The organism is Leptospira tipperaryensis (assembly GCF_001729245.1).
Taxonomy (GTDB): Bacteria; Spirochaetota; Leptospiria; order Leptospirales; family Leptospiraceae; genus Leptospira; species Leptospira tipperaryensis.
This window is the reverse complement of the sequence record NZ_CP015217.1, coordinates 977,637-1,000,370: the sequence shown is the minus strand read 5'-3', so window position 1 is coordinate 1,000,370 and position 22,734 is coordinate 977,637. Positions and strand designations below refer to the sequence as shown.

Sequence of the window (22,734 nt, the reverse complement as noted above, 5' to 3'; positions counted from 1 at the left end):
GAAGGCCAAATTTTTTTATAAAAAATTTTTTGGAAATAAATTTCAGCTTAAAAAATAAGCAATTCGAAAGTGTAAAAAGCAAAACGTTCGTTTCCAAACTGGATTCTATTTATATTATTTCTTTTTTTGTTTTGAAGCTATAGAAGAAAATATTCGAATGATAATTCCGTATTTTTTAAACTACTGGAAATGACATTCAAGATATAGAATATTCTTTTGATCTATCAAATAACGCACGTTAGCTGAAACGGAAAGGAAGAATTTTGATCCGAATCCGAATCGTTTACTTACTTCGAATCTTAATTTGGAAGGAGATAGAAAAAGCTTTTTGAAAAACGAAAAATCGAGTTGCGAGGGGAGAATGAAGAAGAAAAAAAACCGCAGATCCTTTTTACCGATCTGCGGTTTCTGGTTTTATTTGTTACGTTTACGCATGTTCGCGTCGAGAAATTTCTTACGAAGACGTAAGCTCTGAGGAGTCACTTCCAAAAGCTCATCGTCGTCTAAGAATTCGATGTTCTGCTCAAGAGAAAACTTTCTTGGAGGAATCAGACGAATCGCCTCATCCGCACCGGAGGAACGAACGTTACTCAGCTTTTTCTCTTTTACAGGATTCACTTCAAGATCGTTCTCACGAGAATGAATACCGATGATCATTCCAGGATACACTGCGGTGTTTGGTCCGATGACCAAGTCGCCCCTTTCTTGAATCTTCCAAAGCGCATACGCCGTAGATTCTCCGGAGTCCATGGAAATGAGAGCGCCGTTCTTACGACCCGGGATTTCTCCTTTGTAGATATCAAAACGGAGGAAACGGGAAGACATCACACCTTCACCGCGAGTTTCAGAGATAAAGTAACCTCTGAATCCGATAATTCCCCGTGTCGGAATTACGAATTCCACGCGAGTCATTCCGGAGGGATGTGCGTCCATCAATTGAAGTTCACCCTTTCTGCGATTGAGTTCGGAAATGATCTGCCCGGTAAATTGATCAGGAATGTCCATCACCAAATACTCGTAAGGTTCTAACTTCTGTCCTTGTTCGTTGGACTTTAAGATTACTTCCGGACGTGAGACTTGAATCTCAAATCCTTCTCTTCTCATGGTTTCGATAAGAACCGATAAATGGAGTTCTCCGCGTCCAAGAACCTTAAAACGATCCTTGTCTTCGGTTTCTTCCAATCTCATCGCTACGTTGGTTTCCAATTCGCGGTCCAGACGTTCCCGGATGTTACGAGTGGTTACGAACTTTCCTTCTTTTCCGGCAAACGGAGAATTGTTTACCATAAAATACATCGATACGGTCGGTTCTTCGACTTCGATCGCCGGTCTTGGAGCCGGTTTTCCAGGCTCACAAATCGTATCTCCGATAAAGACGTCGGGAAGTCCCGCGATTGCGATGATATCACCCGCTTCCGCTGTGTTGACTTCGTTTCTTCTCAGACCTTCGAAATTGTATAATTTTGTAATACGAAATAGAGTCGTGTCCGCAGGCGCCGTAGTATCCAATTTCTTCGCTGCCAATTGAATCACGTTCATCCCAAGGGCCATCTTTCCCGCGTAGATCTTTCCGACTGCGATTCTTCCCACATAGTCGTTATAATCCAGAGAAGTTACTTGGAATTGAAGAGGAGCTTCGTTGTCCGCTTGGACCGGTGGGACGTGGCTAAGAACGGTATCCAAAAGTGGATCCAGATTCGTGCCCGGAGATTCGCTGAGATTGTTCACCGCCCAGCCTTGTTTTGCAGAAGCGTAAACAATCGGGAAATCCAACTGCTCATCGGTCGCACCTAAGTCGGAGAAAAGGTCAAAAACCATATCCACTACGGCTTCCGGTCTTGCTCCGGGACGATCGATCTTATTGATGACGAGAATGGGTTTGTGTCCGAGTTGAAGGGATTTGCCGAGAACAAAACGTGTCTGAGGCATAGGCCCGTCAAACGCATCCACAAGAAGAAGACAAGAATCCGCTGTGGAAAGAACGCGTTCCACTTCCCCGCCGAAATCCGCGTGGCCTGGGGTGTCTACTACGTTGATTCTGGTTCCCTTATAAACGACAGCAGTGTTCTTTGCTTTGATCGTGATTCCTTTTTCCTTTTCCAGGTCATTGGAGTCCATGATCCGATCTGTGTCTTCTTTGGCAGTGACTGCTCCGGTCTGACGGAGGATTCCGTCTAAGAGGGTGGTTTTCCCGTGGTCGACGTGGGCGATAATAGCGATATTGCGGATTTCCATTCTAAGACCAAAAATTTCGGAAGCCTCCTGGTGTAAACCCGGTTTTTTGTCAATTTTTTAAGGAAGCGCTTTTCGGAAGAATTTGAACTACAAAACAAGGTGAGAACTCCTAAAATGACGCACTTTCTCGTTTCCTTTGCTGTTATTCCAGACAGAAGGAAATTTTCGAATGAGAAAACCTACATGAGAATTCATCTGATAATCTTTTTATTTTTTCTCTGGATTGTACCCGTCCTTTCGCAAACTAAAACGGAAGATATCGACGAACAACTAGTAGATGCGGTTTTAAAAAGAGATTTACAAGAAATCCAATTCTTACTTTCCAAAGGAGCCAATCCAAACGCCAAAAAAATCGAACACGAATATCATATAGTAGATCACCCAAGCGTCCATTGTCATTATAACTATTGTAGTAGCGTTAGAAGGATATCTTCCGCGATAGAAATCGCGATCGAAACCAATCAACCAAAGGTCCTGGAATTACTCCTAAAACCCGGATCTTCTCATTCGAGAATTCTGAGATTAGCAAAAGATTTACGTCGTTTAGAAATGTTCCGTTATTTGGTAAAAAACGGAGTCAGAGAAAACGGACACGAATTAGAAAATGCCGCACATTTCTGCGATATAGAATATCTCAAAATTCTTTTAGAGGAAGGAATTCGGGATAACGGACTCGCTGAGCCGGATACGTTGGGTTCTCCAGTGATCGGTGCCGCGTCCGGCAATTGTCCCGCCGCACTGGAGTTACTGATTTCTTTCGGATACGATATCGATGAAACCCAGCCAGATTACAAATACCTGAATCCACAACCCACTCCGAAGCTGACTCCGATCTTAGCGGCGATTCGAAATGGTTCCGTCGATTCTTATCGATTTTTAAGAAAGAAAAATGCTAAGTTGAAAGCGGCGGATGGAATCAAACTGATTCGTTCTCTGTTTGAACCGGATTCCTATTCCAGACTTTCCAATAAGAGATTAAAACTTTCAGAATATGAGCTTCACTATAAGGAAATCTTGATTGATCTCACGGAATTAAAGAAGATTCAAGAGGCTTCCAAGTAAATGGGGAAGGATAACTTTTAGGCAGTTCTAATCCGATCGTCATCTTTGACTCTGATTCTATTTTGGAATTAGAATTCTTATAGATCGAGTTACTATTTTTTAATTCCATCATACGGATCAAAAGTAAACCGACTCCTTCGATCCGTTGTTTATGATCATTCCACTTAGGCCGGCTGATTTTGATTTCTAAAAAGTGGGAGTTCCTACATTCTAAAATGAGAATATACTTTTCAAGAAGCGGGGAGAAAATCAGGCTCTAAAATTCTCGGACAATATTGAAAGATCGCACCGAGATAATGCCTCGCAATCGAATGAAAGATCCATTCTCCGGCATTCTTGAGAGAATCTTTAAATTCAGGAACGGGATAACCTTTTCTTCGAAAGAGAGAATCCAGATCCCAGTCTTCTTCTCCGGGAATCACTTGGATCTTGAGCATCGCGTAAAATGTATGATTTTCCGGATCATATCGAAAGACGAGAGAACGGGACGCGAAAGAATTTCGAATCGTAAAAGTGACCCAGCTTCCCTTGGGACCGGATTCGTCCCCGCTCAAAGAATAGAGTTCGTAGCCGTGTTCCTTTTCTTCTCCGAAGAATTCTTTGAATTCCGAGTAAAACGCTTCCCCGAAATCTTTTTGTAGTTTGAGAATAGGATCGGATTCCTCGGACATATTTGGAAAGATTTTTGGCCCTTTCGTTCTTGGGAAGCTTTTTGGAAAAGAAGGAGTTCCTACTTTTAGACAAAACGAGAAAGACCCAGCCTCTTCTACGGTCATTTTTTTGGGGAGTTCCCACATTCTAAGAATCTGGTAAGCGCGGCACATCTTTCTAAAAGTGTGAGTTACCACTTTTTGTAATTCCGACATCTTTTCCGCACGGAGTTTGCAGTCTTTACGACCCGCAAGGGACAAAGGAGGGCTTGGTCTGGTTCTTACAAGGCCGCCCTGTCCCTTTTTGAATCGCCTTTCCACCAGACCGAGCGGGAATCCGCGAGCCCGGATTCGGCCCGGTCCGCCCTCTTTCCAAACGCCCTTTCGTTTTCTCCGTGTTTGGCGGATGCGGCCAAAACTTATTTCTTTGCATCCTCAAAGAAATCGGATAAAATTCTTGCTGATTCTGAAAGATCGGATTCCATCGACCGGTCTTTTGAGAGGAAATTCATGAGCCAACAAACCCACTTTCGTTCTTGCACTCTCTGTGAAGCTATGTGCGGTCTTCGTATCGAAGTCGAAGACGGTAAAATCTCCGCCATCCGCGGCGATAAGGACGATCCTTTCAGTCGAGGTCATCTCTGCGCGAAAGGCCCCGAACTGAAAAATCTCTACGAGGATCCGGATCGCCTTAAATTTCCTGTTAAGCGAACTCCCGAAGGTTGGGTGCAAGTTTCTTGGGTAGAAGCTTTGTCCGAAACGGCCAAGGCGCTTTTTGAAATTCAAAACAAATACGGGAACGATTCCGTCGCAGTTTACAACGGAAATCCGAACGTCCACAACTACGGCTCGATGCTCTTCGGTCAGAGATTCTCCAATCGCCTCAAAACAAAAAATCATTACTCCGCGACTTCGGTGGATCAACTTCCTCATCAGCTTCTTTCTTATCTCATGTTCGGTCATCAACTCCTCATCCCGATCCCGGACATCGATCATACGAAATACTTTCTCATCTTAGGAGGAAATCCTTTCGCTTCCAACGGAAGTCTTATGACGGTCCCCGACGTAAAGAAGAGATTGAAGGAACTCCAAGAAAGAGGCGGTAAGTTTATCGTCGTGGATCCGAGAAAAACGGAAACCGCGACTCACGCGGACGAACACGTCTTTATCCGTCCCGGCGCGGACGCATTCTTTCTATTAGCAATCTTGCATGTTTTCTTTGAGAAGAATCTGGTGAAACCTTCTTCCCTTTTTGATTCCAAGGATCTTTCCTTTATTCAAAATCTTGCATCCGAATATTCTCCCTCCAAAGTGGAAAAGGTGACAGGCGTTCCCGCTTCTACTATGGAAAGAATCGCTCTCGAATTTTCTTCTTCCGAAAATGCGGTCTGTTATGGAAGAATCGGAGTTTCCACGCAGGCTTTCGGAGCCCTCTCTCAGTGGCTCATCAATCTCGTAAACATTCTCACCGGAAATTTGGATAAGAAGGGAGGAGCGATGTTCACTCTTCCCGCGGTCGATCCGATCGATCCCAAAGGCGCTCTCAAGAGTTCTCCCGGAACCTTCAACACGTTTCAGACTCGAGTGAGAAAACTTCCCGAGTTCAGCGATGAACTTCCGGTCGCGGCTCTCTCCGAAGAAATGCTCACTCCGGGCGAAGGACAGATCAAGGCCTTTGTAACCTCCGCGGGGAATCCGGTTCTCTCCACTCCGAACGGTTCCAAACTCGAAAAAGGTTTAAAGAATTTAGAATTTATGGTCTCCGTCGATTTTTATATCAACGAAACCACACAACACGCAAACTACATTCTCCCTCCGACCTCTACTCTGGAACACGATCACTACGACATGATCTTTAACGTCTTTGCGGTTCGGAATACCACGAAATACGCTCAACCCGTCTTTGAACCCGAACTAGGGATGCTTCACGACTGGGAAATTTTTACCGACCTCACCAAAAGGCTCGAATTGTTAAGAGCCGGAAAACCTCTTCCGGATCAGATCATCACAACCAAACTCGGACCTTCTACGATCATCGATTTCGCTCTTAGGACCGGACCCTACGGAGAAAAGGGAAAACACAATCGAATGCTCAACATTCAATTGTTAAAAGACAATCCTCATGGAATCGATCTCGGCCCTCTTATGAGTTGTTTTCCCGAAAGACTTCTTACGGAAGATAAAAAGATTCATCTTCTCCCCAAACCCGTGTTAGACGATCTTCCGAGACTGAAGAAAAAATTCGAAGAATGGTCCGAACCGAAAAAAGAGATAAACTTTCTCCTCATAGGAAGAAGACATCTTCGGAACAATAATTCCTGGATGCACAATATGCCGAAGCTCATGACCGGAAAGAATCGCTGCACTCTTTTGATTCATCCGAATGATGCGAAGAATTTAGGAATCGGAGAAGAGGAAGAAGTCCAAGTGGAATCCAGAGTCGGAAAAATTCTCATTCCCACCGAGATTACGGACGAGATCATGCCGGGCGTAGTCAGTATTCCTCACGGATTCGGTCACGCGAAGAACGGGGTTCATCTGAACGTTGCAAAACAATTCGCGGGTGTGAGCATCAACGATCTTACCGACGAAGAATCCTTGGACGAACTCTCCGGTAACGCGGCCTTTACCGGAATTCCGGTAAGCATTCGAAAAATGTAATCTCTTGCGATTCGGACTTTTTCTTTTTTAGAATGTTTTTATTCGAAAAAATTTCGCAGAAGTTTTTTTGAAAACGGATTTTAAGTCCGCTCTGTATCATCTAAAATGAGAATTTTGCTTTTATAAGAATCTAATATGATTTTTAGAACGAGGCAAAGTTTTGCAACGGAACGCATAACGTTTTTATAAGAATCTATGTAATGTGATTCTTTTCACGAGTTTCAAGTGGACTTTTCTCGGATCCGTTTTTTAGAAATTCTTATTTTTGATTCGTATTTTTTTGCAAGTTTCCGTTTCAATGGATCCGATGAAATGTATTCTTTTTGATATCGATGGAACGCTGATCCATTCTCATACACATCACAACCAATTCTATCGAGAAACGATTCAAGAAATTTTAGGTCTCGATCCCAAGACGATTCCTTGGGAATCTTTTACAAACATTACGGACGACGGCGTCGTAAGAGACGTCTACCTTCATCATTTCCAAGAAGTCATCGAAGAAGATAGATTCTTAAAATTTAAAAAAACCTTCACGGAAAAAATTCAAAGATCCATCGAAGAAGATCCTTCCCTCTATCCTGAAATTTCGGGCGCCGGGAGATTCTTAGATTCTTTAGAGGAAAAAAATATTCCTTTCGGCATCATCACAGGAAGCTGGTTGATTCCCGCTCGAGAGAAAACAAAGAACGCAAGGATCGATATCGAAAAATACCCGATTTCCACAAGCGAGGACGCGCCCGATAGAAACGGAATCATCTTGGAAACTCTGAAAAAACTAAAGAGCCTTCATTCTATCGAAGAATTTTCAGAAGTCATTTATTTTGGAGACGGGCTTTGGGATTGGAGAGCGAGCCGGGAGTTGGGACTGAAGTTTATCGGGATCAACAGCATGGGAAACGATCTCTTAAAGAAGAACGGAGTTCCTACGGTATTTCAAGATTATCTGGAGAAGGATAAAATTTTTCGTGAAATTGGCATTGTCTGATTTGGAGTGTGAGTTCCTACTTTTGAACCCGACTTCCCTTCGTTAGAAAGTATGAGTTCCCACGTTCGTTTGTTCAACGAAACCAACGAGAGCACAAACAAAGAACTCAACTGTAGGAACTCCCAAAATTCAGCGAATCGAGATCAAAGCTCGCTCTCTTAAAAAAGTAGGAACTCTCACATAACTCAACCGGGAGGTAAAGGAATCCGATCCACTTCGTCGGGAACAACTGGAAAACGTTCTTCCTTCCATTCTAATTTTGCCCTTTCTATTCTTTCCAAAGAAGTGGAAACGAAGTTCCACCAGAGGTGGCGCCTCTCGGGAAGAGGAACTCCGCCCAGAAGAACGGCGCGAACCCCCTCTCGGGAAGAAAAGGAAACTTTTTCTCCAAGATCAAAAACTACCGTCTGACCGACTTGGACCTTGTTGCCGCTCACTTCCAAACTTCCACGAGAAACATAGAGCGCGGATTCCTGATCGGAAGGGATGTTCCATTCTGCTTTCGCACCCGCCTTTGCTTCCAAGTCTCCATAGAAAAGAGAAGAATAAACTTTCACCGGAGAACGTTCCCCTAAAAATTCACCGGCCGCGAGTCGTAACTCCCAGAGATCTCCGGAGAGAATCGGAATTTGTTCGCGGTCGAGATGAAAGAATTCGGGATCCACTTCTTCGGATTCTTTTGGAAGAGCGACCCAGGTTTGAATTCCTTCGAGAAAAGAAAATTGAGGATCCAACTGAGAACGTTCACTGTGCGCGATCCCGGAACCCGCGGTCATCCAATTGACTTCGAAAGGACGAATGGGCACCGCAGTTCCTATGCTGTCTCGATGAAAAATAACGCCGTCGTAGAGATAAGTAATCGTGGCGAGCCCTATATGCGGATGAGAACGAACCACGAGTTCCTTACCTGTATGAATCGGAACAGGTCCCATGTGATCCACAAAAACAAAGGGGCCGACGTGACGCGCATCGAAAGAAGGAAGAATTCTTCGAACTCGGAAATTATCGCCGAGATCTTTAAGGACTGAAGAAATGATTTTCATAAGATTAGAACTTAGACTTCCTTCCAAGAGGATTTCAGTAAAGAGGATTTAGAGAAAAAAATAAAAAGAAACTATTTCTTCACTTCCGCTTTTGCAAAGTTAATTTCTTGAGAACAATAAAGATTTGCGTGGGCCAATTCCGTTTCCGCCTGCGACTTGAGCCATTCGGCGTCCTTCTGAAACTTCTCGTTTACGAGATCGTAGATTCTAATATCCTTTGCATCCGCGTGACTTACCACGTGATTTTCTTCTTTTCTAAATTCTCTTCTCCAGTTGCTTACAAACTCGAGAAGTTTATTTTTACGAAACAAAGAAAGATTTTCGCGGGCGGTCTCGCAGTTTTGAATCAGTTCTTCCACGGCGGCCTTTGCAATTTGGTCTTCTTTTTTTTCCCGAATCTTTCGATACGCGATCGTGATCAAACCTACCGTCAGAACCGTTTCCACCGCCCCGGGAATCGGAACGATAAGAGCGATCAAAACCGCAGCCACCAATTGTCTCTTGATCGAAGTGCTGTTTTTTTCTAATTCCAATCCGTGCTTTTTGATTTCATCAATTCGTTTATCAAAACGCTCCAAAAGAGGTTTATGAACTTTTTCCTCAAACTGGTTGAGCTTTTCTTCCGCTTCCTTGTATTTCGTTTTTACTCCGATCTTGGAAGAAAAAACCTGTCCGTCCTGATTGATATATCCCAAAAGAATTCTCTGATTCGGAGGAATCACCGAAGGTTTTTCCCTGGGAAACGTATAACATTCGCAAAAAAGAAACGCCGTCAGAAAGAAAAGGCCCTTCACGTTGAGCTTCCGTTTTCTTCCATTAGAATTTCTTAATTTTTGCATATTCTTTCTCCGAATCAAAATTCATTCTCTATATTAAGAATGATGTTTTCTCAAAGATCCTACTGTGATCCAAAGACTCAACGCTGTCAAAACGGCTCCCATCCAAAGAGGAGCCTCTGGAGAATACATTGGCGCGTCCTTCCCGGTAAAATAAGCAAACAACCCGGTCATCAAAATCGGACCTATGATCGCGGTAACGCTCATCAAACTAGTCAAAGCCCCTTGTAATTCTCCCTGTTCATTTTCAGGAACCTGAGAAGACATGATTGCCTGTAAAGGAGGCATCGCGATTCCTCCAAAACAATAGGGAATCAGAAAGACGAACATCATCCAACTTTTTGTGGCAAGCGCGAATAACGCGTATCCGAGTGTGCTCAATGCCAAGCCTAAGTAGATACTTCGATTCTGACCCAAAACCGGAAGAATCAAACGAATGAGACCGCCCAGAGTGATCGCGTAGACAAGTCCTACAACTCCGAGAGAATATCCTACCATCGCTTCGTCCCACTGAAACTTCTCCATCGTATAATAGTTCCAAGTGCCTTGAACCGCGTGAGCGGCGGTATTGATTAAGAAAAATGCGACTACCAGTCCTATGATCATAGGATAACGTTCCAGACTGATCAAGGAACCGATCGGATTTGATTTTGCCCATTCAAACTTTCTTCGATTCTCCTTAGATAAGGATTCCGGTAGAATAAAAAATCCAAAAAGCCAGTTGATAAGAGTCAGACCCGCTGCTGCCAAAAAAGGTGCCCTGGATCCAAACTGTCCCAAAGAACCTCCGAGGACCGGACCGATGATAAACCCGAGTCCGAAGGCCGCGCCTAAGATACCAAAATTAGCGGCTCGTTTCTCGGGAGGACTGATATCGGCGATGTATGCGTAACCCGTCGTAAAACTCGCTCCCATAACACCGGCGACTAAACGTCCGACGAACAACCAGAAGATGGAAGGCGCAAACGCTAAGAATAAATAATCGAGAGTAAATCCAAACAAGGAAGCCAGAAGAACTGGCCTTCTACCAAATCGATCGCTCAAACCTCCCACAAAAGGAGCGCAGATAAATTGCATAAAAGAATAAGCGAACATTAAAAAACCGCCATACAAGGCGGCCTCGCTCAGAGTTCCATGGGTCAATTCTTGAATCAACTTTGGAAGAACGGGAATGATGATTCCAAATCCGATGACGTCAATGAGAACTGTTACAAAGATAAAACCTAAAGCCGCGGGACGTTTAGCATTCATAAGGAACACTAAACAAATAATAAGCAGGGGATCAAGAAAAAAAATAAAAAAGATGGGCGTAAATCTTTGAATTCCATTCTCATTCAAAGATCGTTAACAAAATGAATTTTTGCAAACCCTTGCTAAAAAGAAATTCAATTTTTTGAATTCAATAATTTCATTCTATGATTCACAAATTTGACAAAGAAGAATTTCATACGGTTTGTGATCGTTTGTTTCGGATTGATTCCGATCTACATTCCATATTTTTAAAATACGGATATCCTCCGTTTTGGACTCGAAAACCGAATTTTGAAACCTTGATCCATATCATCTTGGAACAACAGGTTTCCCTCGCTTCCGCAAAAGCGGCTCTTGACAAACTCAAAGAAAGAATCGGAAGCGTGACCGCAAAAAAAATCGTTTTGTTAAGCGACTCCGAACTAAGGGACTGTTATTTTAGCAGACAAAAAACGGTCTACGCAAGAGAACTCGCGGAAGCGATCCTCTCAAAGCGGATCGTTCTTTCCCGTTTGACATATCTTCCGGACGAAGAGATTCGAACTCGTCTAACGGCGATAAAAGGGATCGGCAACTGGACCGTGGATGTTTTTCTTTTGATGTCCCTCCATCGCACTGACGTCTTTCCGATCGGGGATTTGGCGCTGATTCAATCTCTAAAAAAAGTGAAACGACTTCCCGCGCAGACTTCGCAGGAGAAACTTTTAAAGCTCGGTAAAAAATGGGAACCGTATCGTTCGATTGCAACGATGCTTCTCTGGCATTCGTATTTGGAAGAAAGAAAAAAGAAATAGTGAACTGGGAATGTAAAGTCGCTTCACCAGGGAAGAATGGATTTATTTTTTAATTCGCAGGATCAAAAATTGATTTTGAATTTCCTTGCTTTCGATCAGAAAGCCAAAACGATCCTCCATCTGTTTAAGAATCGCAAACAACTTACCGCCGTTTAAAAGACCGACGACTTCGATCACGATTCTTCCTTGAGAATCCTTTCCTCTTTCGTTTAAGGAGTTTACTCCCTGAATATTTCGGATCCAATGCGAAAGTTCGCTCTTAGAATATTCTTCATAGCTTAGGTTTTCAAAAACCAAACGGATCGTGTTGCCCCGTTTCCATTTTTCGGCGAGTTGTCTCAGAAGAGAGGGTTTCATCTCGGACAAAAGCTGATCGAGGGCTTTTTCCGACCCGAACCGAAGATGGATCGCGGGTTTTCCACCTTGCAAATTTCCGGAGACCAAAATTTTACCGGAAGCGGTTTCCAAAAGTTTAAAATCCAGGCTCGCAAATATACTTCGAAGCTCCGTCTCTTTTGCAAGAAGAGCACCTTCCTTGGAAACAAAATCAGCGATCCAGAGTAATTCCACTCCCTTCTTTCGTGCAAATTCAAGAAAAGGTCGCACATTCGTTTCCTTGGAGTCGGTAAGAGGTATATTCCAATTTTTGAATTCATCGGGGCTTATGGAAATAAAATCGAAGGCAGGATACCGAGAAATCAACTTTGCTTCGAGAAGAGTTTTTGATTTGGATTCTTTTTCATCTCCGAATTTTTCAGAAGCGATCAAAAGGATTCTCGGTTTTCCCAAAAGTTTATATTGTTCTTCTATCGATTCTCCAAGACGATTTTCGTCTACGATTCCACTTGCTTTGATATAGATTCTATTTTTTGAATGTTTTGTTTCAAGAATCCGGTATCTACGAACCAAGCCGGTTTCCGAAGATTCGACGATATTTCCCAAATAGACGGAATCCAAAAGATAAGAATGGGAAACGACTTCGGTTCCTAAAACTTGACGAATCATCTCCATCTTTGCGTTTCTGTCCGCATCCTGAAGAGTCTCCCCTTCCGCTTCCACTTCCACATAACCTTGTTCCGAATTTTTTCTCTGAAGAGAACATGAGAAAAGAAAAATCAAAAAGCAAAAACTTAAAATGGGCAATAGAAGTTGTGATTTGATTTCGAGTTTCATTTATTTTACGAGTGAGTTCAGAAAATTCTCCAGAGAGAGCGTGCCCGCATCGGTATAACCTTCGATTTTTAAAAGAATTTCTTGTTTTCCGTCCAAGAGAAACACAGTAGGCAATCCTGAAATTTTCGCCTGAGAATAACTTGAGGAAAGAGGATCGATCAGAACTTCGGTATCGTTTTCAAGCTTTAGAATTTTAGAATATTCTTTACCGGTTTTAAAATCATCCCCCACAAAGACGATCCAGAATCGAACCTTAAATTCTCCTCGAGAAGAAAGATTGATTTGTTTTACAAGACGCAAAAGGATCGGAACCTGTTCCTTGCAGGGTTTGCAGGTAGAACCCGTAAAGTTAAGAATCAAAAGATCCTTTTTTGAAAATTCTCTGATAGAATCGGAAAGAACGATTCTTTCTTTTTTTAAATTGTAGAATGCAAAATTAGAAAGGGGTTCCGAGAACGCGGTTCCCAAAGGAACCAGGAAAAGGATCAGAATGGAAAGAATTTTTTTCGAAATCAAGGTCTTAGTCGGATTCATCGGATTTGATTTCTGTTGTTCCAAATCGCTTTTTTATAAGGGAGTGTAAATCTCATTTTAAGAAATTCAAATAATTGTTTACTTTTCGAATTTTCAAAAGGAACCTATACAAAATAGGATGATCGCAATGCGCATTTGGTTTCCTCTTCTGTTTCTTTTTTTATGGATTCCCTTCTCGATCTTTGCGCAGACAAAACCTTCTAAAATTTACGTTCATAAATTGACGGTTGAAGGAAATCTCAATTCCGGTTTGGAGAATCGTTTTCGAAACGGAATCATCAACTCGGTCCTTCACAACTTCGAAGGAAAATATACGATCGTGGACGACGAATCCATGGTGATTCTTTATAAACAAGTCGAAGCGCTTCAAAAGATGGATTGTTCGGATGAGATTTGTATGAAACAAATCGCGGACGCAATCGACGCAAACGAAGTAATCTCCGGGACGATCGCCTCTAAAAACGGACTCATCTATGTTTCGCTCCGAAATCAAACGAGGGATTCTAAAACACTTTCTTATTCTATCAAGTCCACGTTTCAGATGGAGTTCCCGGAATTTCTTATGGATTATTACGCGGGAGAATCCGGAAGAAAACTCTTAGATCCAAAATACAACTTGGATTTTAACCAAGCGCCGGCTTCCACGAGCGGAAACATGAGCGTAGCGTTTTTAAAAATCAAACCGGTTCCCGGAACCAATTTGAATTCTATGGAATTCAAAACCTCCGATAAAATTTTAGAAGGAGTTTTGGAAGAAGTAAGAGAAGAATTGGATCAAGCAGCCAAATACACTCTTTCCAGAGACTATTCGGAATCCACTGAAATTTACGTACGAATCTTAAATGCGTTTGGGGATCGCCTCTCGGAAGCATCCCGCAAAAAATTAGAAACTTTTATCAAACAGATTCAGGCGAGTGTCACTAATAATTACAGTTTAGAATATAAGGAAAAGATTAACGACTTAGACCGGGATCTTTTCGAACCCAAAAAACAAACTCCGGAAGATTTACAAAACCACCTAAGCGCTTATATTTTGTTAGGTGAAGAATATTCCAAAAAGGTTCCTGAAAAACACAGACAAATTCAAATTCAACAGAGTATTCAGGAAAGAAAGGACCAAGTTGAATCCGCCTTGTTTTCGTTGAAGGAAAAAGAAGCCGACCAGGCATATTCCACTTTTGATTTTTCCCTCGCTTCGAAATTATATCGAAATCTTTTGAAAGATCTGAGTCAAAAATCGGGATCACAATATCAATCTCTGAAAGAGACGATGCAAAGGAAATCGGAGGCTTCCGAAAAGACGGGACGTTCTCATCTTACCAATCGTTTGGAAACTCTCTTTCTTCGGATCGAAAAGGAATTTACCGCGGAAGCCTTGTCTTCCACGGAAGAAGAAAAAGAAGAACATCAGAACTCAATCCACGAGGCTTTTCGAGACGGAATCGAGACCCTGGCGAAATCAGAATTCGCCAGTCTTTCTCAGATCGAAAGAATCAAAAAAGAAATCAAAAGGGTGAATCAAAAACTCAACGAACCGATTTCTCTTCAGGAACAGTTAAATTCCCTTCTGCACGAAGGATTGGAAACACAGAATCCGACTCAGATTATCAACAGTCACCAACTCGGAGCTGATTGGGAATCCAAAACCGGACTTTTCTGGGGTTCGGCGAAATCTAAGTTGAAAGACATTTTAGAAATGGCCGTAAAACTTCCCAATCCGAACGGGGAATTCAAAAAGCTTTTCAACATACACTATCAAGAAGGTCAGACGGAGCTTTCCAAATCTGGGAAAGAAACATCCAATTCTTCGAATATTCTAAATTTAGAATCTAATAAAAAGAAGATAAAAAGGCAACCTTCTCAGAAAGAAACGCTTTGGGAATCGGCAAAAGGTAGTTTTAATTGGTATCAGGCGAGTCAAATTTGTAGCTCTCGGGATCTCCGTCTTCCGACTATCGACGAGTTAGAAGATTCTTATGAAAGCGGTGAAACCGAATCCTGGACCGCGAACGACGAGGATAAGAGATACTGGTCTTCTTCGATCTCGATGGGAGAGAATGGCGCTTACAATTTGGATGTTTTTAAAGGTGAGATTCGTTGGGATCATTTGAGCAATTATGCCGGCGTTCGTTGTCTAAAATAAATTTCCTGCTAAGCGACCGCGTTTGAACAAAGTCCTTTGTTCGTAGAACTTGACTTTTCTTTAATTTCAGATTTTTTGGAAAGATAAGAGACCGGTTTCAACTAGGAAACCAATCTCGATAATCTAAAACGTAAAAAAGAGAAACCGGCTCCGTTTGAAGCCTACGAAAAACGCGATTGTTCGGTAAATCGAGGTGAAGGATGTAACTGTAATATCTGTGAAACGCGGGAGCTCCCGCATTTACAGTTTCTACGATAGAATCCCCAACTTCCAATTCTTCCAACCACAACAGATAATTGAAAAGATAACAACGAGAAACCCCGTGTGCCTGCGCGAGCGTTCCTAAAAAAGTCCAACTCCCGGTGCTCAATCGAACGTTGACTCGTTTCATCTTCTCCTTTCCCGGACTCGGCTGATACAATGTTTTTCCGGCTTTTTTTCCCAGACGCTTGGTGGCGGTCAGATATTTTCCGTAAGTCCGTAACAACTGAGGAATCTTTTTCGGAAGAACTTTTGCGTCCTTTACTCCCAAACGAGCCAGAGTGCCTTCCGGAATCAATAAAGTCACAGTCTCCGTTCTACTTTCTTGGAGCCTTGAAGAAATTTCTTCATCCGCATTGAATGTTAAGTATCCCATATCCATTACAGTTCCGGAATCCTTTCCAATCGATGCGGATTCTTTCTAAAAAATAATCTTTTCGATCAAATATTCTTCGGTAATTTCCATTTTTTCTTCAAATCAATAGATGGAGAATTCTCGGCTCCGCCCAGAACACCCCACGAATCCTTCTCTTTTTGCCGAAGCTTCGAAAAATAAAACATTTAGAATATTCAATCATTGAGAAGATCCTTATCAAACAAACCGTCCAAGAATTTCATTCCCGCCCAACCTTTCTCAAAAGAGATTTGAATCCAACCTTACGATCAGGGGATTTTTCTTTTTATTTAAGATTTTACGCAATCGCAGGATGGATCGCAGTCGCGCTAACGTTCTTTTTTTTGCGTGAGCGGGCTGCAGGGCGCGAAAGCGTCCTCGAAGAGGACGAGCGGGAATCCGCGAGCCCGTAGGCACGCGACTCGAAGCGAAACCACAAAATAATATTATACTTTATGAATATTCCGCGAGAGGCACGCCCAAATTCTTAAACGCGATAGCCCCTTCTTCCAAATCTCAGAGTTGTGTTCTCAAAACCTTCTTATCAAACTTTCCGACGCTCGTTTTTGGAATCGTTTCAATCTGTCGTATGTCGTCGTGATTGGGCAATTGCCAATTCGCAAAGTGAACTTTCAATACTTCTAATATTACTTTCTTATCGATGGATTCTCCCTCTTTCGCAACCACGAATACGACCGGAATCTCTCCGCGCACCGAATCCGGTTTCGCGACGACCGCGGCTTCCAACACTCCGGAGGCTTTCAAAACGTGACTTTCCATCTCCACGCTCGAAATCCATTCTCCCCGAGTCTTGATCAGATCTTTTTTACGGTCCGTGATTTGGATATAAGAATGTTCGTCGATCGTGATCACGTCTCCTGTCCGAAACCATCCGTCTTCCGTAAACGATTCCTTGCTCGGATTTCCATAATAGGATGCGGTGATCCAAGGTCCTCTCACAACGAGTTCTCCCGGAGTCTTTCCGTCCTTCGGGATATTCTTTCCTTGTTCGTCCACGCCCTTGAGTTCAACGCCTCCGACCGCAGGTCCTTGTTTGGAAAGTATATGCATTTTTTCTGTTTCTTCGAAATCGCTCATCGTTGTTTTCAATCGACATACGGTTCCCACAGGCGACATCTCAGTCATTCCCCATGCGTGAAGAATTTGAATTCCAAAATCGTTCTTAAATCCTTCGATCATGGACTGAGGAGCGGCCGAACCTCCGACCACCATCGTATGCAAACGACTCAGATCATAAGAATTCTTTTTGAGATGCTGATAGAGTACGTTCCAGATCGTTGGAACACCTGCGGCTATACTTACTTTCTCTTCTTCCAATAAAGAAGCGAGCCCGTGTCCTAAGAGATGTTTTCCAGGAAATACAAGAACCGCGCCCGTAAAAACACAAGCAAACGGAATTCCCCAGGCGTTTGCGTGGAACATCGGAACAACAGGAAGTATGATTTCTTTTTCGCAAACGCCTAAACTATCCGACATACAAATCGACATCGTATGAAGATAGATCGACCGATGACTATAAACCACTCCCTTTGGATTCCCCGTGGTCCCGGACGTGTAACACATTCCCGCTGCTTCATTCTCGTCGATCTCAGGCAACACAACCGTCTTTTCATTTCCATCCTTTAAGAATCTTTCGTAATCGATCGCATCCGGTAATGGAGCCGGATCCATCGCTTCCAAATCATCCATGATGATAAACTTCGGTTTTTTCTTAAACTGAGGAAGCAGGTCCAAGAGAACCTTACTCAAACTTTTATCCACAAAGATGACGGAATCTTCCGCGTCGTTTACGATATAGACCAATTGTTCCGGAAAGAGCCTTACGTTTAACGTATGTAAGACGGCTCCCATCGTAGGAGCGGCGAAGTAGACTTCGAGATGTCGATAGTGATTCATTCCAAACGTCGCGATTCTATCTCCGGGACGAATTCCCGATTTCTGCAACACATCGATCAGCTTCATCACTCGAGTATGAAATTCCGAATACGTATATCGATGAATCGATTCATCATTCATCTTTGTTACGATCTCTTTCTCAGGATGAACGTCGATCGCCCTTCTCAAAATAGCAGGAACGGTCAGTTGATAATTCATCATCGTTGATTTCATTTGATTCTCCTCGAATTTCGATTTCTCTTTTTGTATTGTTGAAAACGGAATTCTATGTCGTTTCCGAAGTTCGTCAACGAAAAGTTCTCCCTTCTAAGAAGGGAAAAACATTTTAATAAAATTTCTCGATGAAGAATCGAATACGTTCGCCGATCAAAATCAAACAAAGCATTCCAACCGTTCTACAAACGCAAAAGAATCGGACAAAATAACCGTTTGACAGACAGCTTTTCCGGTTTGAAATGGAATCGGAGCCTAGATTTGGATTCAAAAGAACCTTCTAAAAAATCGTCCGGTTGGCTGCTTTATATCGCCGCTGGAATCCTCTTATTTTCCGCACTTATCTTTCTGATCAGCAAATTCAATCGAACCGGACTGGAAGAAAAAATCGCCTCCGGAAAGCCGATTTACTTTCTCTTTCACGCGGTCGGCGATTCCGAAGAATATGAATTCGGACTCTTAGCGACTTTGTTTCCTTCCAACAATCGTTGCGCGCTCTACTTCATTCATCCGATCACATCCTTCGATGATCCGGACGATTCTCTCGATCTTTTAAAATCGGGGGCCAAGTCTTCGGTAAAAAGTGCAGTCACCGATTTGATCGGAGCCAAACCGCATTATACGATCAGCCTTTCCGCTTCGAATTGGATTCGTATCGTGGATCTTCTCGGAGGCTTGAGCATCTATATGGACAATAGGACCGTCCGAAATTCTTCCGAATACAATCGTCAAGACGGGGTTTATACCATGTCCGGACAAGACGTCCACGACTACGCGGTCACGATGGACAAAAAGGAAACCCTCGATTATCTGGATAGAATCAGCAGAGAAGAAAGTGTAGTCTTAACCCTCTACGAAACTCTGACTCAAAGAAAAGAATTTCTTACAATCCCTCTTTTGATCTTCGCTCATAGCCTTGTCGAAACCGATCTTTCCAAAGAAGATTTTATCAGCCTTGTTAAGTTTGTTAATTCCAGAAGAATTCAATTCGGTATCTCCGAACTCCCCGGCGAGCCCATGAATGATCCGAAGACAAAGAAGACATATCTCAAAACCGATATCACCAGAGCCAGGGTCGCCTTTCGTAAATTTTCAAAAGATATGAGCTCCGACGTTTTCGCCGATGCAGAATTCGGTAGAACCGAAGTTCTCAATGGAACCGAAGTCGCGGGTCTTGCAAAAGACGTACGTAGCATTCTTTCCGATAAAAGAATCAAGGTTTTAGCCGCCGACAACGCGTGGAAAAAAGGGTTTCCTAAGACCGTTGTGATAGACCGCTCGGGCAACACCGCGATCATGGATAGAATCTCTACCGTTTTAGAAAAAGCAGAAGTGCACCACGTGTTGAGAAAGGATCAGGGCTTGGACGCGACCGTCGTCGTGGGCTCCGATTACGAACCGAGAAAATAATCTTCATGAATTCCGCCCCAAAACAAACACCCACAACCAAAGAAATTCTTCAAATCATCCACGATATCATGGTGGATAAAAAATGCGAAGAAATCAGCATTCTCAATCTGGAAACCGTAAACAGTTATCTCAGTTATTTTGTGATCTGCACCGTGAACTCCGCGGTTCAAGCAAACGCAGTCGCGAGAGAAGTCAGAAAAACATTAAAAGAATTTAAACTTGCTCATAAAGAAGCCGACAAAACCGGAACATCGGCGACTTCCGGCTGGACTCTTCTTGACTTTGGAGAAATCATCATTCACATCATGACTCCCGAAAAAAGAGAATACTACAATCTGGACAGACTCTGGCGCGACGCCAAGAGAATGGAACTCTAAAGGAGATTTCGTTCCTTTCGGATCGTTCGATCGAAAATGATTTTTAACTCCGCGGTTTTTATCTATTTTTTCCTGATCGTCTTAGCGGTTTGTTATTTTTTCGCCGCTAAAAAAACTTCCAGAAGAATTCAGAATCTATTTCTTTTAGTCGCTTCTTACACATTTTACGGTTGGTGGGACTGGATTTTTCTTGTTCTCATCATTTCCACTTCAGTTTCCAACTTTTATATAGCCCTCCTCATCGAACAAAAAGAATCTCCGAAGATCCGGGGCTGGCTTTTGTTTTTGGCGGTTGTCATCGACATGGGGATGCTCGGGTTTTTTAAATATTATAATTTCTTTATAGAGAATTTGGGAGTCGCCGTCAAAACCTCGGCCGGACTTTTCGGAGTCGAAGACCCCACCCTTTTTCAAGACGCAACTTTCCTTCAGATCATTCTTCCGGTCGGAATCAGTTTTTTTACTTTTCAGACTCTTTCGTATGTGATCGACGTCTACTTTCGTAAACTAAAAGCCGATACGAACCTGATCGATTTTTCTCTTTTTGTTTGTTTTTTTCCTCAGTTGGTCGCGGGACCGATCGAAAGAGCCGGAGATCTTCTTCCTCAAATCAAGGAAGACAGAAAGATCAATCTGGATCTTTTCTACAAAGGTTGTCTTTTGCTTCTTGTAGGTTACTACATGAAAACCTATGTGGCGGACAATCTCGCAGAACTCGTAAATCTCGTTTTCTTAGACAATCCTTTGATCTACAAGGCCAATCCGGACTTAGCGGGAGGCCATTCAGCGATTCATACGATTCTTGCGTTTATCGCTTTCTTTTTTCAGATCTATTGCGACTTCGCAGGTTATTCTTATATCGCGAGGGGTTCCGCATTCTTACTCGGATTCAACCTCAGTGAAAACTTTATCACGCCTGAGTTTAGCGTAAACTTCAGAGAACTTTTTCGAAGATGGCACGTTACGCTCAACCGCTGGTTCACCGATTACGTCTATATTCCGTTAGGTGGAAGCAAGGTAAGCAGACTCTACAATTTTAGAAACCTCTTTATCATCTTCGGGCTCTCAGGAATTTGGCACGGAGCGAGTTGGAATTTTGCGTTCTGGGGTTTGTGCTGCGGACTTTATATCGTTCTTTATATGATCTTTCGAGAACCGTTTGATCGACTCAAACTTTTTGCAAAGTCCAAGTTTCCGGTCTTAAACCACACGTTCTTTACAAAGGGATTTTTCTTTTGGTCCTGCTTTTTCACGACGTTTATGTTTGCGATGACTTCTATCTTTTTTAGAAGTTACGACGGAAATCACGCAAGAATTCTTTTTTTGGGAATTTTCGAAAACTTCTTCACACTCAGAGGGCCGAACGACCAGATCAGCGTTTTCAATTATTTCACCGAGATCGTAAAAGTCATCGGTCCGCTTCTCGTTTGGGATTACTTTCATTTTAAGAATAATTCAGCATTCTTTATATTCGAAAAACCTGCTGTGATTCGAATTCTTACCTATGTCTTTTTCTTTTACTGTATAGTTCTGAAAGGTGTGTTCGGCAAAAATGTCATTTACTTCGCTTTTTAAGAATAAAGTCGTTTTCACCGTTCTTTCAATCGTAATCGGAGTCGAACTCGTCGCCCGATTTACTGACATCTATTTTTACGAACATACGGAAGTATTCCTTGTAAACAACGTCCGAAAAAAAATGGAATCCGGAACCTTGAATTTCAAAGGCCTGATTTTCGGCGATTCCAGAAGTATGTCCTTGGTTCCAGCAAAAGAATCGAACGTCTATAATTTCAGCCTTCCTGCGATGGGAGCAAGATACTACACACACTATCTCGCAAAGTATCTTAAGGCGGGGAATCAAAAACCTGAATTTATTTTATTCGCGTCCAGCCCGGGCCTGATCGCGGGCGGATACGGCGACCCGATCGTGGACCCTGCGCTTATCAAATATGTTAAACCGAACATGGGACTTCCCGAATATCTCGAAACTCGTTTTGTTTCGGGTTTAACATATAAGAATTTCGTAATGGAAAGCAGGAAAGAAAGTCTGCAAAAAACGGTTTCCGAAATCAACTGGAAGTTCTTCTCGCATCGAATTCTTCACTTATTTTCGATCGGAGAAATGTTCGACCAATACAAAGGTCCGGAATTGCTCTACGTTCTTTCTTCTTCGATTCCGAACGTATTCTCCACCTATCGTTATCGAAAGGCCCTTCTCAACGTATTCTCCTATGAGAATTACAAACCGGCGGAAGCCGTGATGAAACTCGACTGCGGCTGCGAAGAACTCTACACTCCTCAGTGTATGGCGCCGGAAAGTAACTTTCGGGACAATCGTTGGATCGCAGACAAAATCTCCTTTCAAAACGGGGGTTTAAATATTTCGGACCGTATCAAACCACAACACGCACTTCTCTATCAGATGAGTCAGGACAAACTCAAGGAAGAAATCCTCGTTCCTTACAAAGAGGAACCTCGCTTTGATTTCTCCGCTTTCGAAGACTTTCTTCGATATACCCAAGCTCAGAACATTCAGGTTTTTTACATCGTAATGCCGTTTCCGGATTATATAGAGAAGACCGGTTACTTTCCAAAATTCTGGAATGCATTCGAACCTCTCAAGGCAAAGTATCCGCATCTCAAAGTGATCGAATTTGAAAAACCGTTTCTAAAACCGGATTTCTATTCCGATCAGATTCATTTGAACTGTCAAGGCGCGAAGGCTACCAACGAAATGTTCCACAAGCTGGGGTATTGAAAAAGAATTCGGATCTTTTTCCACTTTGAAACCG

The 22,734-nt window shown here is 42.8% G+C and carries 19 protein-coding genes; 9 read left to right on the top strand and 10 right to left on the bottom strand.

All coding sequences use genetic code 11. From position 1 onward, the window contains the following. Positions 1–414: 414 nt before the first annotated feature. Complete coding sequence (gene typA, locus A0128_RS04770) at positions 415–2,235, bottom strand: translational GTPase TypA (RefSeq protein WP_069606462.1); 1,821 nt, start codon at positions 2,233–2,235, stop codon at positions 415–417. Positions 2,236–2,418: 183 nt separating this feature from the next. Here typA and A0128_RS04765 point away from each other — a divergent pair, with 183 nt between their 5' ends. Beyond that, positions 2,419–3,297, top strand: a complete 879-nt coding sequence (locus tag A0128_RS04765; protein WP_069606461.1) for an ankyrin repeat domain-containing protein — start codon at positions 2,419–2,421, stop codon at positions 3,295–3,297. A 230-nt stretch (positions 3,298–3,527) separates the two neighbouring features. Here A0128_RS04765 and A0128_RS04760 read toward each other — a convergent pair whose 3' ends face one another. Together A0128_RS04760 and A0128_RS22430 are read right to left on the bottom strand one after the other, a co-directional pair. Beyond that, a complete protein-coding gene (locus A0128_RS04760) occupies positions 3,528–4,163 on the bottom strand; it encodes a hypothetical protein (protein WP_345788269.1) in 636 nt (211 codons plus the stop codon). Positions 4,164–4,228: 65 nt separating this feature from the next. Beyond that, the gene (locus tag A0128_RS22430) at positions 4,229–4,363 is read right to left on the bottom strand and encodes a hypothetical protein (RefSeq protein WP_282433218.1); all 135 of its coding nucleotides are present in this window, start codon (positions 4,361–4,363) and stop codon (positions 4,229–4,231) included. Between the two features lie 139 nt (positions 4,364–4,502). Here A0128_RS22430 and A0128_RS04755 point away from each other — a divergent pair, with 139 nt between their 5' ends. Continuing rightward, positions 4,503–6,608 carry a molybdopterin oxidoreductase family protein gene (locus tag A0128_RS04755; protein ID WP_069609123.1) on the top strand — a complete coding sequence of 702 codons (2,106 nt, stop codon included), beginning with the start codon at positions 4,503–4,505 and terminating at the stop codon, positions 6,606–6,608. Between the two features lie 265 nt (positions 6,609–6,873). Then, the gene (locus tag A0128_RS04750) at positions 6,874–7,596 is read left to right on the top strand and encodes an HAD family hydrolase (RefSeq protein WP_069606460.1); all 723 of its coding nucleotides are present in this window, start codon (positions 6,874–6,876) and stop codon (positions 7,594–7,596) included. Positions 7,597–7,781: 185 nt separating this feature from the next. On the opposite strand, the gene A0128_RS04745 is transcribed toward A0128_RS04750, so the two are convergent. The 3 genes from A0128_RS04745 to A0128_RS04735 all read right to left on the bottom strand — a co-directional run bounded on the left by A0128_RS04745 (position 7,782) and on the right by A0128_RS04735 (position 10,726). After that, positions 7,782–8,639: a pirin family protein gene (locus A0128_RS04745; protein WP_069606459.1), complete on the bottom strand. Its 858-nt coding sequence runs from the start codon at positions 8,637–8,639 to the stop codon at positions 7,782–7,784. 71 nt (positions 8,640–8,710) lie between these two features. After that, positions 8,711–9,478 carry a hypothetical protein gene (locus A0128_RS22325; RefSeq protein ID WP_245667200.1) on the bottom strand — a complete coding sequence of 256 codons (768 nt, stop codon included), beginning with the start codon at positions 9,476–9,478 and terminating at the stop codon, positions 8,711–8,713. 33 nt (positions 9,479–9,511) lie between these two features. Continuing rightward, positions 9,512–10,726, bottom strand: a complete 1,215-nt coding sequence (locus A0128_RS04735) for a TCR/Tet family MFS transporter (RefSeq protein WP_069609122.1) — start codon at positions 10,724–10,726, stop codon at positions 9,512–9,514. 164 nt (positions 10,727–10,890) lie between these two features. On the opposite strand from A0128_RS04735, the gene A0128_RS04730 reads away from it, so the two are divergent. Beyond that, positions 10,891–11,520: a DNA-3-methyladenine glycosylase family protein gene (locus A0128_RS04730; protein WP_069606458.1), complete on the top strand. Its 630-nt coding sequence runs from the start codon at positions 10,891–10,893 to the stop codon at positions 11,518–11,520. Positions 11,521–11,562: 42 nt separating this feature from the next. Here the strand turns inward: A0128_RS04730 and A0128_RS04725 are convergent, their stop codons facing one another. Beyond that, positions 11,563–12,585: a hypothetical protein gene (locus tag A0128_RS04725; RefSeq protein ID WP_156781770.1), complete on the bottom strand. Its 1,023-nt coding sequence runs from the start codon at positions 12,583–12,585 to the stop codon at positions 11,563–11,565. Positions 12,586–12,693: 108 nt separating this feature from the next. Further along, the gene (locus tag A0128_RS04720; protein ID WP_069609121.1) at positions 12,694–13,227 is read right to left on the bottom strand and encodes a TlpA family protein disulfide reductase; all 534 of its coding nucleotides are present in this window, start codon (positions 13,225–13,227) and stop codon (positions 12,694–12,696) included. 127 nt (positions 13,228–13,354) lie between these two features. On the opposite strand from A0128_RS04720, the gene A0128_RS04715 reads away from it, so the two are divergent. After that, positions 13,355–15,370 (top strand): cag pathogenicity island protein CagA, encoded by a 2,016-nt coding sequence (locus tag A0128_RS04715; protein WP_069609120.1) that lies wholly within the window; start codon positions 13,355–13,357, stop codon positions 15,368–15,370. A gap of 97 nt (positions 15,371–15,467) precedes the next feature. On the opposite strand, the gene A0128_RS04710 is transcribed toward A0128_RS04715, so the two are convergent. After that, the gene (locus A0128_RS04710; RefSeq protein WP_069609119.1) at positions 15,468–16,007 is read right to left on the bottom strand and encodes a DUF1564 domain-containing protein; all 540 of its coding nucleotides are present in this window, start codon (positions 16,005–16,007) and stop codon (positions 15,468–15,470) included. Between the two features lie 534 nt (positions 16,008–16,541). Beyond that, on the bottom strand, positions 16,542–18,155 hold the full coding sequence (locus A0128_RS04700) for a long-chain fatty acid--CoA ligase (RefSeq protein ID WP_069606455.1): 1,614 nt from the start codon (positions 18,153–18,155) through the stop codon (positions 16,542–16,544). 216 nt (positions 18,156–18,371) lie between these two features. Here A0128_RS04700 and A0128_RS04695 point away from each other — a divergent pair, with 216 nt between their 5' ends. Genes A0128_RS04695 through A0128_RS04680 form a run of 4 tightly spaced genes read left to right on the top strand, consistent with a single transcriptional unit; the run spans position 18,372 to position 22,700 of the window. After that, positions 18,372–19,565: an LCP family protein gene (locus A0128_RS04695; RefSeq protein WP_069606454.1), complete on the top strand. Its 1,194-nt coding sequence runs from the start codon at positions 18,372–18,374 to the stop codon at positions 19,563–19,565. Positions 19,566–19,570: 5 nt separating this feature from the next. Then, positions 19,571–19,942, top strand: coding sequence for a ribosome silencing factor (gene rsfS / locus A0128_RS04690; RefSeq protein ID WP_069606453.1), 372 nt, complete (start codon positions 19,571–19,573; stop codon positions 19,940–19,942). Between the two features lie 36 nt (positions 19,943–19,978). Beyond that, on the top strand, positions 19,979–21,517 hold the full coding sequence (locus A0128_RS04685) for an MBOAT family O-acyltransferase (protein WP_069606452.1): 1,539 nt from the start codon (positions 19,979–19,981) through the stop codon (positions 21,515–21,517). Next, positions 21,495–22,700: a hypothetical protein gene (locus A0128_RS04680; RefSeq protein ID WP_069606451.1), complete on the top strand. Its 1,206-nt coding sequence runs from the start codon at positions 21,495–21,497 to the stop codon at positions 22,698–22,700. Before A0128_RS04685 ends, A0128_RS04680 begins: the two co-directional genes overlap by 23 nt. Positions 22,701–22,734 lie beyond the last annotated feature (34 nt).